The organism is Bifidobacterium bifidum ATCC 29521 = JCM 1255 = DSM 20456 (assembly GCF_001025135.1).
In the GTDB taxonomy this organism is placed as follows: Bacteria; Actinomycetota; Actinomycetes; order Actinomycetales; family Bifidobacteriaceae; genus Bifidobacterium; species Bifidobacterium bifidum.
Window position 1 is genome coordinate 1185886 of record NZ_AP012323.1, and the last position, 13379, is coordinate 1199264.

7 protein-coding genes and 5 tRNA genes are annotated in these 13379 nt (G+C 62.4%); 3 read left to right on the forward strand and 9 right to left on the reverse strand.

The window, feature by feature from the left end; genetic code table 11:
- Nucleotides 1-245: 245 nt before the first annotated feature.
- The 5 genes from BBBF_RS04995 to BBBF_RS05015 form a co-directional block, all read right to left on the reverse strand.
- Nucleotides 246-3428, reverse strand: a complete 3183-nt coding sequence (locus BBBF_RS04995) for a family 20 glycosylhydrolase (RefSeq protein WP_003813234.1) — start codon at nt 3426-3428, stop codon at nt 246-248.
- Between the two features lie 240 nt (nt 3429-3668).
- Nucleotides 3669-5699, reverse strand: a complete 2031-nt coding sequence (thrS, locus tag BBBF_RS05000; RefSeq protein ID WP_003820200.1) for a threonine--tRNA ligase — start codon at nt 5697-5699, stop codon at nt 3669-3671.
- 211 nt (nt 5700-5910) lie between these two features.
- Nucleotides 5911-7440, reverse strand: coding sequence for a dicarboxylate/amino acid:cation symporter (locus tag BBBF_RS05005; protein WP_013363492.1), 1530 nt, complete (start codon nt 7438-7440; stop codon nt 5911-5913).
- A 290-nt stretch (nt 7441-7730) separates the two neighbouring features.
- A tRNA-Gly gene (locus tag BBBF_RS05010) sits at nt 7731-7806 on the reverse strand.
- Nucleotides 7807-7832: 26 nt separating this feature from the next.
- A tRNA-Val gene (locus BBBF_RS05015) sits at nt 7833-7905 on the reverse strand.
- Nucleotides 7906-8475: 570 nt separating this feature from the next.
- Between BBBF_RS05015 and BBBF_RS05020 the strand changes: the two genes are divergently transcribed.
- A complete protein-coding gene (locus BBBF_RS05020; protein WP_229058158.1) occupies nt 8476-9624 on the forward strand; it encodes a hypothetical protein in 1149 nt (382 codons plus the stop codon).
- 320 nt (nt 9625-9944) lie between these two features.
- Here the strand turns inward: BBBF_RS05020 and BBBF_RS05025 are convergent.
- The 3 genes from BBBF_RS05025 to BBBF_RS05035 all read right to left on the reverse strand — a co-directional run bounded on the left by BBBF_RS05025 (nt 9945) and on the right by BBBF_RS05035 (nt 10245).
- A tRNA-Val gene (locus tag BBBF_RS05025) sits at nt 9945-10019 on the reverse strand.
- A gap of 53 nt (nt 10020-10072) precedes the next feature.
- Nucleotides 10073-10143: transfer RNA gene (locus BBBF_RS05030), tRNA-Cys, on the reverse strand.
- 29 nt (nt 10144-10172) lie between these two features.
- Nucleotides 10173-10245: transfer RNA gene (locus BBBF_RS05035), tRNA-Gly, on the reverse strand.
- Nucleotides 10246-10436: 191 nt separating this feature from the next.
- Between BBBF_RS05035 and BBBF_RS05040 the strand changes: the two genes are divergently transcribed.
- Nucleotides 10437-11270 (forward strand): PAC2 family protein, encoded by an 834-nt coding sequence (locus tag BBBF_RS05040; protein ID WP_003813243.1) that lies wholly within the window; start codon nt 10437-10439, stop codon nt 11268-11270.
- Nucleotides 11271-11391: 121 nt separating this feature from the next.
- On the opposite strand, the gene uppP is transcribed toward BBBF_RS05040, so the two are convergent.
- Nucleotides 11392-12336, reverse strand: a complete 945-nt coding sequence (uppP, locus tag BBBF_RS05045; protein WP_003813246.1) for an undecaprenyl-diphosphatase UppP — start codon at nt 12334-12336, stop codon at nt 11392-11394.
- Nucleotides 12337-12474: 138 nt separating this feature from the next.
- Here uppP and BBBF_RS05050 point away from each other — a divergent pair, with 138 nt between their 5' ends.
- A complete protein-coding gene (locus BBBF_RS05050; RefSeq protein ID WP_003817478.1) occupies nt 12475-13266 on the forward strand; it encodes a fructosamine kinase family protein in 792 nt (263 codons plus the stop codon).
- Nucleotides 13267-13379 lie beyond the last annotated feature (113 nt).

Consider the following 13379-nt stretch of genomic DNA (forward strand, 5'->3'; position numbering starts at 1 on the left):
GTCACTATGATAAAGCGGCAAGACGACAACGGCAGTCCTGGGTTCTGCCGCTGCCGGTCATTACGCCGCAAGAGGAACCGCAGGCACCGCCGAAAGTCCCATCTGATGACACAGAAATGGGACTTTCGCGGGATGACGGACGATGATGGAGCTGCGCACGCCTGCCGGGCCGGCAATACGGCGAGGCCTCCGCCGTGAAATGTACGGCGGAGGCCTCGTTCATTGGTCAGAGGTTCCGATTCGAATCAGCGACGCTGACGGCGAACCGCAAGCATCACGATGGCACCTGCCGCGCAGATCATCGCGGCCAGTGCGGCGCCAGAGACACTGGCACCGGTCTCGGCGACGACATCACCGGGCTTTCCGCCTTCGGGCTTGATCTGGGGCTTGTTGTCGCCGGACGGCTTCTGCGGGTCCGGATTCGGCTTGGGGGTCGGATCGGGATCAGGATCGACCGTGCCCTTGTCAGTGACGGTCATCGTGAACGAATCCTTGATCGAACCGTCATCCTTCAGTGCCACGGTCACGGTCAAATCCCCGGCGGCCTCGAACGGCTTGGTCACATCGATTGCGTTGCCGTCCTTGTCGGTCACCGCGATCGTGTAATCCGCGGCTGCGAGCACGGCGGTCGTCTTGTCGCTCTTGGTGGCGACCACCTTCACCTTCGACGGATCGAACGTATCACCGACCTTCACGTCGGACTGCGAGGTCGAAGCCTTTATGGAGACGACCGTCACCTCCGGTTCGGGATCCGGATCAGGCGTCGGACGCTCGTCGCCGGTCCAAGTCTGAGTCACCTTACCGTCCTTGATAGCGATGCTCATCGAGGAATCCGAAGGGATCGGGTAGGTGGAGGAGGACACGGAGACGTCGAGACGGCCTACGGCCTCGCTGTCGGCCGCGAGCACGTCGGACGGCAAGGTGACGTACACGTCGACGATGGAGTTCATGTGCGCCCCGTTGACGACGAGACGACCGTTCTTCAGCTGCTGTTGGCTGTAGGTCTGCTTCATGTCCGGTGTCACCGGCAGATTGACCGCGGTACCGCCCTCGGCCGTGTACGTGGCAGTGAAGCTCAGGCCATCGGTGCCGGTCAGGCCGGGTTCGGCGTACCGTCCGACAAGCACCTTGCCGTCGGTCACCTTCTGCTCGGCCGCGTCGACAGCCGCGTACGAACCCTTCCAGCTGGTCACCTCAGTGGCCTTGTGGAAGTTGGCGCCACGGTTCATCAGGTCGATGGCGATGTCGCCGACGCGCTTGTTCCAGTTGTCGTAATCCTTGCGGTTCTGCTGGGTCCAGCCGACCTCGGCGGTCGCCATCATGCGGGTGTACATCAGGAATTCGGCGTCGTTGAGAGAACGCAGGTGCTCGCTCCACAGCGCATCCTCGACGCCCAGAACCTTGTCCTCGGTGGTGCCGGCGGATGAGGTCGGGTTCCACTGGTAGAAGTTGCTGGTCGTGCAGGCGCCGCACGCCCAGGTCACGCCAGTGGTCTCGGTGCCGGGACGCTGCGGGAAGTAGGTGTTGCCGGCCGGCGACATGATGATCTTGCCGTTGCGCTGGTTGAGCAGCTTCTGGATGCTGGCATTGTTGGCTGCGTTGCCGGTCCAATGCTGCACCACGGATCCTTCGGGGATCTGGTCAACCGCGTCGAGGCCGTCGTTCCACACGATGGTGGTCTTGTCACGTTCCTTGACCAGCGCTCCGGACCGTCCGAGATACTCCTGTAGACGTTCCGTCTTGTTGCCGGCGCCGCCGCTGAGGAACAGCTCATCGCCGCCCAGGTGGAAGTACATGCGTTTGAGCTCGGACGCAGGCATGGTGGACGCCTTGATGCCCTTGTCGATCATGCCGTCGAGCTGGTCCATGATATGCCCCAGCACGGTGTAGGTGATGTCGGCATCAGTCGCGAGGCTGCTCCTGCCCTGCGCAGACTGGATGAAGGCGGGGGTGTCCTCGCCGGCCGCAGGCTTCGGGTTGGAGTTGCCGGTGTTGAGCTCGGCAAGGCCGTGCAGCAGGCTGAAGGAATGTCCGGGACCGTCGATCTCGGGCACGATGGCGATGCCGTGATCGGCGGCGTAGGCGACCAGTTCGATGAACTCGCTCTGCGTCCAGTAGCCGGTGCGCCCGTCCTGTGCCGGGGACCAGTTGCTGGTCCACGCGGACTGGTAGCTGATGGCGCCGGACTTGATCGCGAGCTGCGTGTAGTCGGTCGTATCGCCGTCCGCACGCCCGTCATTGGTGATCTCGACGCGGAAGCCCTCGTCCTCGCTCAGGTGCAGGTGCAGCGTGTTCATCTTGTAGGCCGACATCACGTCGATCATCTGCTTCATCTCATCGAGCGGGTAGAAGGAACGCGCCGGGTCGACCAGCACGCCGCGCCACTGGTAACGCGGGGCGTCGGCGATGTTGACGGCCGGGATGAAAGCGACATCGGCAAGCTTCACCGTGGAGTTCGTCCACGGACCGATCAGCTGCAGCAACGTCTGCGCCGCCCATATGCCCGCGGTGGCGCTGCGGGCCTTGACGGTGACCGAGTCGGCGTCGGAGACGATCGTGTAGGCCTCATCGGCGGTGATCGACTGGGCGGAACCGACGTGACCGGTGACGTCTAGGTTCTCGTCAAGGGTGAAGGTGATCGGGCAGTTCGTGCCTTCGGCGAGTTTCAGGCCGTACGAGGTGCCGAGCTCGTCACGCATGACGTCAACCGCAGGCAGGAGGCTGCCGTCGCTCACGGACACGCAGGTGTTCTTCTTAAGTTCAAACGCCTCTCCGTCAGCGGATTGCGCATATAGCGGCCTCGGGGTGAGCCGGCTCAACGGGTCGGTGGCAACTGCCGAGATGGTCCCCATCGTGCGCATCTCCCACACGGAAAGCGACCAGGATTGGCTCTTCGTGGTCGCGATCATGCGGATGTGCCGGGTTTTGATCGGCGTGTCGAATGTGGTTTTGACCCATTGCGCCTGTGCCGTCGCCTTGAGTCCCGTCTTCACATCGGTCCAGTTGGAGCCGTCATCGGAAGTCTGGATGGAGTAATTCGTCGCATAGGTGTTGCCCCAGGCGATGTTCACACTGGAAATCGTCGCTTCGCCGGGGAATTCGTAGGCCAGCCACCAGGGGCCGCTCCCCCTGTCGGCGCTCCAGCGCGAGGCGCCGGATGCGTTGTGCACGCTTTTGTCGGTGGGGTTGTCCGGCAGATCCTGGTTGTCGGCGGCCAGTTCCGGCCCGAATCCGGAACTGACTTCGCGACCGGACGCGGTGACCGTCGCCATGGTCGCGAGGTTGGACACTGTGGAAGTGGATGATTCCGCCGCTGCCGCCGCCTCTGCGTTGTGCTGCGCCAAGGCCGATGAGGCCGGCACCAGCAGCATCGCCGATGCGCAGATCAGTGACATGAATCTTGCGAGGCCACGTCGTTTGATATTCATGGGATGATGGCTCTTTCTCTGTATCTCCTGGCAGGCTCGCTATTGAACCACACCATTATCCGGTCTATTGAATGGACCGCGACTTTACAATCCAGCGTCAATATATCACGTCATCCCATCTTTGTAAATATAGTGCACAAAATGAGCGAGTCTTGACATCACTTATGGAAAGACCCCCGTCGGCAGCGAAACGGTTGCTGACGGGGGTCTTCAACGGGCGCGAGGGGCCCGTGCGTCACCTTATGCCAATGCGGCGGCGAAGTCGTCCGCGGAGTTGACCTGCGCGCGCTTCTTGATGACGGCGAGAATCTTCTCGCGCGCCTCGTCCACCGGCACGCCGTTGAGCTGGCTGCCATCGCGGAAGCGGAAGCTCACCGCGTTGTTGTTCATATCCTCTTCGCCGACGATGAGGATGAACGGCACCTTGGACTTGGAGGCGTTGCGGATCTTCTTCCCGAAGCGGTCGTCGGAGTAGTCGATCTCGCAGCGGACCATCTCGTCCTCCAGCGACTTGACAAAACCGGCCAGATGCGGCGCGAACTCGTCGGCCACCGGCACGCCGAGCACCTGCACGGGGGCGAGCCATGCCGGGAACGCACCGGCATAGTGCTCCAGCAGCACGGCGAAGAAGCGTTCGATGGAGCCGAACAGGGCACGATGAATCATCACCGGACGCTGGTGGGTGCCGTCCTTCGCGATGTATTCGAGCTGGAAACGCTCGGGCAGGTTGAAATCGAGCTGGATGGTCGAGACCTGCCAGGTACGGCCGATCGCGTCGCGGGCCTGCACGGAGATCTTCGGGCCGTAGAACGCGGCGCCGCCCGGGTCGGCCACGAGGTCGAGGTGGGATGCCTCGGCGACCTCGCGCAGCGTGCGGGTGGCCTCTTCCCAGATCTCGTCGGAACCGACGTACTTGTCCGGATCCTTGGTGGACAGCTCAAGGTAGAAGTCAGACAGGCCGAAGTCCTTGAGCAGGTTCAGCACGAAGGTCAGCAGGCTGGTCAGCTCGTCCTTCATCTGCTCGCGGGTGCAGTAGATGTGGGAGTCGTCCTGAGTCAGACCGCGCACGCGGGTCAGGCCGTGGACCTCGCCGGACTTCTCGTAACGGTACACGGTGCCGAACTCGAACAGACGCAGCGGCAGCTCGCGGTAGGAGCGCTGGCGCGACTTGAAGATCAGATTGTGCATCGGGCAGTTCATGGGCTTCAGGTAGTAGTCGGCGCCCGGCTTGGTGATGTTGCCGTCGGCGTCGTACTCCTCGTCCAGGTGCATCGGCGGGTACATGCCGTCCTTGTACCAGTGCAGGTGGCCGGAGGTCTCGTACAGGCCGCCCTTGGTGATGTGCGGGGTCTGCACGAAGCTGTAGTGGTGCTTACGGTGCATCTCACGCGAGTAGTCCTCCATCGCGTTGATCACCGCGGCGCCCTTGGGGTGGAACACGGCCAGACCGGGTCCGATCTCCTCCGGGAAGGAGAACAGGTCCATCTCGGCGCCGAGCTTGCGGTGGTCGCGCTTGGCAGCCTCCTCCAGGCGGGTCTGGTAGGCCTTGAGGTCTTCCTTGGTGGCCCACGCGGTGCCGTAGATGCGCTGCATGGTGGGGTTCTTCTCGGATCCGCGCCAGTAGGCGGCGGCGGAACGCTCGATCTTGAACGCCTTGATGAAGCGGGTGTTCGGCAGGTGCGGTCCGCGGCACAGGTCCTTCCAGACGGTGTTGCCGTCACGGTCGACGTTGTCGTAGAAGCTCAGCTCCTTGCCGGAGACCTCGGTGGCGGTGGACGGGTCGAGGTGCGCTTCCTTGTCCTCGATCAGCTCGATCTTGAATGGCTGGTCGGTCTCCTCCTTGAGGGCCTCCTCCTCGGTGACCACACGGCGGCGGAAGGACTGGGCGGACTTGACGATGCGCTGCATGTGCTTTTCGATCGCCTTCAGGTCGTCCGGGGTGAAGGGTTCGTCGACCTGGAAGTCGTAGTAGAAGCCGTCCTTGATGATCGGGCCGACGCCCAGCTTCACGTTCGGGAACAGCTCCTGGACCGCCTGGGCCATGACATGCGTGGCGGAGTGGCGCATGATGCCGAGGCCGTCTTCGGAATCGATCGCGACGGGTTCGACCGCGTCGCCGTCGCTGAGCGGCGTGCACAGGTCGCGCAGTTCGCCGTTGAGGCGGACGGCAATGATGTCCTTGTCGTCCGCGAAGAGCTCGACGCCGGTGGTGGTTGCTTCCACCTCCTTCGCTTCGCCGTTGACTGTGATGGAGATGGAGCTTAGCGCCATGATGTGTCCTTTGCTATCGGGGCCCGCGTTACCAATGTGCAGGCCTGGACTGGTAATCAACAGTGGCAACGATAGGAACCCGCGCAGACAATGCCTCGTTCATGCTCCGCGGCCGGGGCCGCCGGGCATGCGAACGGGGCCGTCGCCGCGGTTCCCGATCATGGGGAGAACCATGGCGACGGCCCCGGCAACGTACCTTGGAGGCGGAGTATCAGTCCTTCTTTCTGGAAGGCTTGATGCCGCATTGTTCCTCACCGGTGCCCTCCAGCGCGGAGGCTGGAGAGAAGTTCAGCAGGTTGGCGGAGGAGGCGCCCTTCACGGCACCGAGACCGGAGGGCTTGCCTGCCGCCGGCGCTTCGACGGGTGCCTTGGCTTCCGGTTGCGCGGCCGCGACGGCGTCCTCGTCCTCGCTGGCGTCCTCATCCTCGAACTCCTTGCGTCCATAGTAGAGGTCCTTGTCGAGGTCCTTCTCGGTGGCGGCCACGATCACCGCCGTGTTGGCGGCACCGGCCACGTTGAGAGCGGTGCGGCCCATATCGACGATCTGCGAGATCGGCTGGCTGATCGCGATGAACGGGATCGGCAGACCGGCCGCCGCGAACAGCGAGGTCGCGGTGATCGTCGCGGTGCCGGGCACGCCCACTGTGCCGATGGACACAAGCAGGGCGAGCACCACCAGGAACAGGAACTGGGCGGGCGAGTACGAAATTCCCTGGGCGTTCACTGCGAACACAGCGAGCAGCACGGGCCACACGCCGGCGCATCCAGGCATGCCGAGGTTCGCGCCAAGACTGGCAACGAAGGACGCGATATCGCCGGGCACGCCGTTGGAGCGCAGGTTGCGCACGGTCACGGGAATCGTGCCGATGCTGCTTTCGGAGGTGAACGCCACCACGCCGGTGGGCCAGTATGCCTTGAAGAACGGAATCGGGCTCAGGCGCGTCGTGACGGACAGGATGAGCGGCTGCACGATGAACAGCTGCAGGATCATCGCGACGTACGCGACCACGAGCACGGTGACCAGCGGTAGCAGTGCCGCCACATCACTGTTGCTCACAGCGGCGGCGATCAGCGCGAGCACCGCGTACGGAGTGAATCCGACAACGATCTGCGTGGCCTTGGACAGCACTACGTTGCCGGCATCCACGAACGCCTTGAACGGTTTGACGGCCGCGGCGCCCTTGGCGGTCTTGGCGGCGGAGTTGTAGGCGACGGCCACGAGGATCGCGAAGATCACCACGGGCACGACCTGATTGGAATACCAGTTCTGGACGAGGTTCGTCGGGAACAGCGCCACAATCGTGTCGAGCACAGCGGGCACCTCGCGCTGCTGGTAGTCGGTGGGCAGCGTGAACTTGAAGCCCTCGCCCACGCGGAACAGCAGGGCCAATCCCAGCGTGATCAGCGCGGCGGTAAACGTATTGATGAGCAGGAACACCACGGTCTTGATACCGATGTTCCTCAGCTTGAGCGATTCTCCCAGATTGGTGATCGCCGCGATCACGCTGAACAGCAGCAACGGCACCACAATAGCCGCGATCGCGTTCGACCATACGCTGCCGAACGCCGCCACATAGTCGGTATGTCCCTTGAACGCGATACCGACCACAATGCCCAGTACGGTCGCGATCAGCACGCGGACGCTGAATCCCGCTTTCTTCCTGATACTCAGATAAGCCAAACCCGCAAACAGCACAACAGTGGCACCCAGCGCCACCCAATTCCATGCCGTATCGGACATGTCATCTCCTTTCGTGTCATGACGACGCGACGCCTGATACAGGTGCGGCACCGCTCTTGATTCCATCGATTCACCGTACAGTAGCGGACGAAACAACATTTCGGAAGTGCTATCGGTTTTTTCGATAAGGGCTTAACAGTACCGCTTCAAAGTTGGGAGCAGAGGACTGCGGCAATTACCTAAATGACTGAAGCTCTTACGCCGGTAGGTGAAACGCGAAGCGAGCAGCGGGGTATTGTACGGGCGCTGAAAACACCGTATCCGAAGCCCCATAGACCAGAGCGGATTGATGGAGCGGACAACGGGACTCGAACCCGCGGTCTCAACCTTGGCAAGGTTGCGCTTTACCAACTAAGCTATGTCCGCAGTATACCGATACAAGACCGGCATCGTGGGTGATGTAGGAATCGAACCTACGACCCCTTCCGTGTGAAGGAAGTGCGCTAGCCGCTGCGCCAATCACCCGCAAACAACAAATGTTCATTTTACGTGACATCATCGGCGAGCGCAACCATTACGGCGAGTCGCCATGCAGTCCGCGGCTACGACGAAAGCACATGACTTGAACAACGCAGACCGACACGCGATAATCGACGCAACGGGGGCAAAGGAGACGTCATGACCGAACAGCAGCCGCAGGAACCCTATGGCGATCCGCAATACGAGTCATACAGGGAAGGCACGCCGACCGAGTCAGTGCCGACCATATCAATGCCGACCGAGTCGATACCCATCACAGGCGCGTCGGGCCCGACAGGAGCATCACGGCAGCGCCAGGCACCACAACCGCACACCCCATACGGATTCTCTTCAGCCACGCGGCCTCCCACATCCGGGCCGTATGCGCCCGGCCCTTTCCCGACTCCTGAAGCCCGTGCGACACAGGGCTCATACGAAGCGCCCGCCCCATGGTCCAGGACGCTCAACGGCGCATCATCGTCGGCATCATCCCCGTTCACCACGGGCCAAACAAATCGTCAGGCCCATCCCCCATACCCGCCGTACCCGATGCCGCCATACCAGCAGTACCGCCCGATGCAGCCCCCGAGGAAAACAGGCATCGGGGCGGGCGGCATCACGGCGATAGTCGCCGCCGTAATCGTCATACCCGCGCTGCTGTTCATCGCCGTGACCGCCGGGCTCATGACGGTGGCGAAGAACCATATCAGCCAAGGTGCCAACGAGCCGACCAACAGCTACGGCAACGCGTCTCCCTCCGACCCGAATCAGGCCGACCCCGAGCCGACCGCCACCGTCTACCGCATGGACGAGTGGCCCGGATACGAGAGCATGGTGACCTACGTGACCGACAAACTCGATCATTACAAGGACGAGATACTCAACAACAACACCATGTTCATGAGCGAATACCGGATACCCGACACGCAGGACGGCACCGACTACATGACGGGATACATGGCGGCGTTGCTGGGCACCGTGAACGAGGCCAAGGCGGCAGCGGACGAGACCAGCGAGGACCCCGATGCGCTGGATGCGAAGATCGACTCGTACCGAACCACCGTCGACACCCTTGAAGCACGGTTTAAGAAAGGGCAGGCGCTCGGCGTTTCGATGACCGTTACCGGCAACGATGGCAAGAAGTACACGGTCGACGGCAGCAAATCAATCACGCTCAGGCCTACCTGGGACGAGCTGGAACAGCGCGTCGCCAAAGCCTCGAACTCGCTGGGGAGTGGCAACGCCGCCAGCGCGCAGAAACTGGTGGAGCTCGCGGACATGAAGCTCAGCTGGGACATCGACGAGGGATTCAGACAGTGCCCGGCGTTTGCGGGCACCGATGACGGCGACAACAAGGCGCTGACGAAGTCCGAGACGTTCGGCTTCTACTGCCCTGCCACGCCGAACGTGATCTACGGCAACCGCAGCATGCCCGACTGGAACATGACCTACGCGCCGGCCGCGGGCGTGAGGCACGAGTTGTCCCACCACGCCATCCACATGCGCTGCGGCACCATCGAGCCCGAGGCCATCATGCAGAACGGCGTGAACCGCACCGAAGGCGTGACGAACAGCTACGCGGTCAAGTACATGGGCGCGAACCGCGCCCTGATCCAGCAGAGCATCGATTACGCGGCCAGCACCGGGCACAAGCAGTATCGCATGGATGCGTTCACCGACCGGGCCGCGGAACGCATCCACTCCGGGCAATGCAACGCGGGATGAGCAATCGGGCGGGGTTCTGGAGTCTAATTGCGTTTCGAGGGGGTGCTTCAGGCTCGTTCGGACATCTATCTGCGTTTCGAGGGGTTGGTGCCCGAGTAGAGCCGGGCCGGAAACCGCATGATTCCAATGCGGGATGTCCCCGCATACTCCGGATATCGCGTTTGGGCAACCCCTTGAAACGCAGATAGATGTTCCGAGAGCGCGAGATCAACCCCTCGAAGCGGAGATACCGGGTATCAGCCTGCCAGCGGAGGCAATGAGGCACGGTAAAAACGGGTTATAGGCAGAAACACCCGAAGGCGCTACATATAAGAGGAATATGGTGGGCGATACAAGATTCGAACTTGTGACCCCTTCCGTGTCAGGGAAGTGCGCTACCTCTGCGCCAACCGCCCGGGTCTGTACCATTTGACGGAAACCATCATGTTACGGATTCCATGCAAACGAGAGGTGGGTACGAGAGTCGAACTCGTCTATACGGCTTTGCAGGCCGCTGCCTAACCGCTTGGCTAACCCACCGCAAAGGTCGTCAACTCTTCGGACCTTAGAGCGGACAACGGGACTCGAACCCGCGGTCTCAACCTTGGCAAGGTTGCGCTTTACCAACTAAGCTATGTCCGCGTTTCCTTGACCAGCGTCATGCCGTCAAGCAACAGATAGCAACTATAGTGACAACCATGGGATTTGCCAAATCCGGCGTGTCGCGCGATGTCACGGCCTGCGACCGATCACCCACAGGCCTTGCTATACCGCGATTCTCTGATGGCATAAGCCGCCTGCACCAACTGCGAGGAACCGTTACATTGGTTGATATGAGTGAAGAAGCGAAAGCGCATGAACCGGTGATGATCGCCGCATTCGAAGGCTGGAACGACGCATGCCAGGCAGCCACCAACGTCATCCGGCATCTCGTGTCGCGCTACGATTCACGCGAGATCCGCCACATCCGCTGCGATGGGTACTACGACTACCAGGTCGCGCGCCCGATGCTGTGCAAGGTGACGGGCCGACGCCGGATCCTATGGCCGCAGACGACGTTCTACGCCATCGACGTGGCGCCCTCGACGACCCTGTATGCGCAGATCGCGCCCGAGCCCAACTACCGTTGGAACGACTACTGCCGTCAAAGCATGCGCATCGCCGAGGAGCTTGACGTCCGCCATATCGTGACCATGGGCGCCATGTTCGCCGACTGCCCGCACACGCGCGCGCTGCCGCTCGACATCAGCGACCAGCAGTGTCAGTGCGACATGGACCGGGAATACAGCGGCCCTGTCGGCATCCCGACCGTGCTGGATTGCATGGCATGCGAGGAGGGATTCTCGACCACGTCGATGTGGGTGTCCGTCCCGCAATACCTCGGCAGCGACGAATGCGCGCAGGCCACCATGCAGATGCTCGCGGCATTGTCCGACCGCATCGGCGTCGAGCTGGATCCGGGCGACCTCGCCGGCAAGGCCGAACAGTGGAAGGCGCAGGCTTCGGTGCTGACGCGCTGCAACGACGACCTCGCCCAATACGTGAAACACCTTGAGCATGATTACGACATGCAGGAGAAAGCCGATCAGGTGGCGCGCTTCGGCGCTCCGGCCGCGGAACAGCTGGTGCGCGAGGCGGAGGCCTTCCTGCGCAGTCGCGGCAAGTGACGCGGGCCGCATAATCTCACGGCAACGCAAATGGCGTCCGTTCCGCGAAGCCGCGAACCGGACGCCATCCAAGCGTGTTTCGTGACGTTACAGCGATGACTGCAACGTCACCCTGCCGCCGTCATCTGACCGCGGCTGCGGATTGCTCCACGGTGACGATGCTGACCGGATTGACGACGCTGGCCGCGCTGGCGGCCTTCACCGGCTCATACGGCTTCAGGGCGCCGAACAGCAGCAGCAGCGCGACGATCACCGACAGGCCGATGCGATAGATGGAGAACGCCTTGTACGAGAACGTGGAGACGAACTTCAGGAACCCGATGATGACGATGTAGCCGAGCAGGAAGCTGATGATCATCGCGATGATGGTCGGAATCCAGCCGGGGAACATGCGATCGGTCCCGGCGTTCTTCACGGCCTTGACCGCTTCGAGCAGGCCGGAGCCGAACACCGCGGGGATGGCCATGAGGAAGCTCAGGCGCACGGCCGATTCGCGCGTGTATCCCAGCGCACGGCCGACGGTGATGGTGCCGCCGGAGCGGGACACGCCGGGGATGAGCGCCATCGACTGGCCGAGGCCGAACAGGAAGGCGTCGCGATAGTTCATGTCGTCCATGGTCTTGATCTGCCGGGAGCGGGCGTCCACGATCCACAGCAGCAGACCGAACAGGAACAGCACGGTAACGGTGATCCACAGGTTGCGCAGCGACGTCTCGATGATGTTCTGCAGCGTGAAGCCGAGGATGATGATCGGAATCGAGCCGACGATGACGTTCCATCCGAGCGTCGCGTACTTGTCGCCGCGACCCATGCGCGCACGCCAGTCCGGGCCGTTCTTGCCGAACAGGCATCCGAACCAGTGCGACAGGATGTTGATGATGTCACGACGGAAATACAGGATCACCGCGAGCTCGGTGCCGATCTGGATGATGGCGGTGAATGCCGCGCCGGGATCCGCGCCCAGCATCAGATCTCCGATGATGCGGATATGCGCGCTGGACGACACCGGAAGATACTCGGTGAGCGCCTGCACGATTCCCAGAATAATCGCTTGGAAGAAATTCATGATCCCTCTTGAATGATTGTCCGTCCTTTACCGTGGACAAGGGTACTCAGCGTCCCCTAAGAATGTGTCAAACATCGTATTGTCGTACAGAAAACCCACAATGAGGGGTGGATAGTCGGGACGTCACGGGGAGGAATTATGGCACGATACCGCAAGTCAAGGATGTGGGCGCCGCAGGGCTTTTTCGAGTGCGAGGGCCGCGGCCTGCAATGGCTCGGCGAGGCGCAGGCGCAGGGCGGACCCCGCGTGGTGGACGTCTACGAATGGGGCAAGGATTTTCTCGACATCGAACGCGTATCCCCCTGCTCCCCCACGGCCAAGGCGGCCCACGATTTCGGCGCGGCCCTGGCGCGGATGCATGACGCGGGGACGGACCACTTCGGCTCGGCTCCGGCCGGATATGACGGCACCTGCTATTTCGGGCCGCTGCAGGATCCGGTGCCGATGGCGACCGGCGCGTGGGATGACCCGATCACCTATTTCGCGCAGGGGCGGCTGGTCCCGATGGTCGAACTGGGCATGCGTCGCGGAGAGCTGACCCAGGCCGACATGGACCTGACGAACCGCGTCATCGACGCGATGCCCGACCTTCTGGGGCGTGCGGCGCAGGACAAGCCGGCACGAGTGCACGGTGACCTGTGGAGCGGCAACGTGATGTGGGCCGACGACCGAGGCTCGTGCGAGGCCGTGCTGATCGACCCGGCCGCACACGGCGGTCATCGCGAGGAGGATCTCGCGATGCTGCACCTGTTCGGCATGAGCTATCTGACCGAGATCATGGACGGTTACCAGAGCGTGCATCCGCTGAAGGCCGGATGGCAGGAGCGCACGACGCTGTGGCAACTGTATCCGATCGCCGGGCACTGCGTGTTCTTCGGCGGCGGGTACATCAGCGAATACCGTTCCATGTGCCGCTCGCTGCTCAAGTAGCAGGAGCCCGCAACAAGAGGCATATGTACGGGAAAGGGCTTTCAGACCAGAGTGTCTGAAAGCCCTTTTCAATGCCGAAGCCGCTGATCGGCGCGAATGACGAGCGCTGCCGA

Coding starts and splice junctions, on each gene's coding strand:
- BBBF_RS05040 (WP_003813243.1), top strand. CDS start 10,437: ATGAGTGAAGAAGCGAAAGCGCATGAACCGGTGATGATCGCCGCATTC.
- BBBF_RS04995 (WP_003813234.1), bottom strand. CDS start 3,428: ATGAATATCAAACGACGTGGCCTCGCAAGATTCATGTCACTGATCTGC.
- BBBF_RS05020 (WP_229058158.1), top strand. CDS start 8,476: ATGCAGCCCCCGAGGAAAACAGGCATCGGGGCGGGCGGCATCACGGCG.
- BBBF_RS05005 (WP_013363492.1), bottom strand. CDS start 7,440: ATGTCCGATACGGCATGGAATTGGGTGGCGCTGGGTGCCACTGTTGTG.
- BBBF_RS05050 (WP_003817478.1), top strand. CDS start 12,475: ATGGCACGATACCGCAAGTCAAGGATGTGGGCGCCGCAGGGCTTTTTC.
- uppP (WP_003813246.1), bottom strand. CDS start 12,336: ATGAATTTCTTCCAAGCGATTATTCTGGGAATCGTGCAGGCGCTCACC.
- thrS (WP_003820200.1), bottom strand. CDS start 5,699: ATGGCGCTAAGCTCCATCTCCATCACAGTCAACGGCGAAGCGAAGGAG.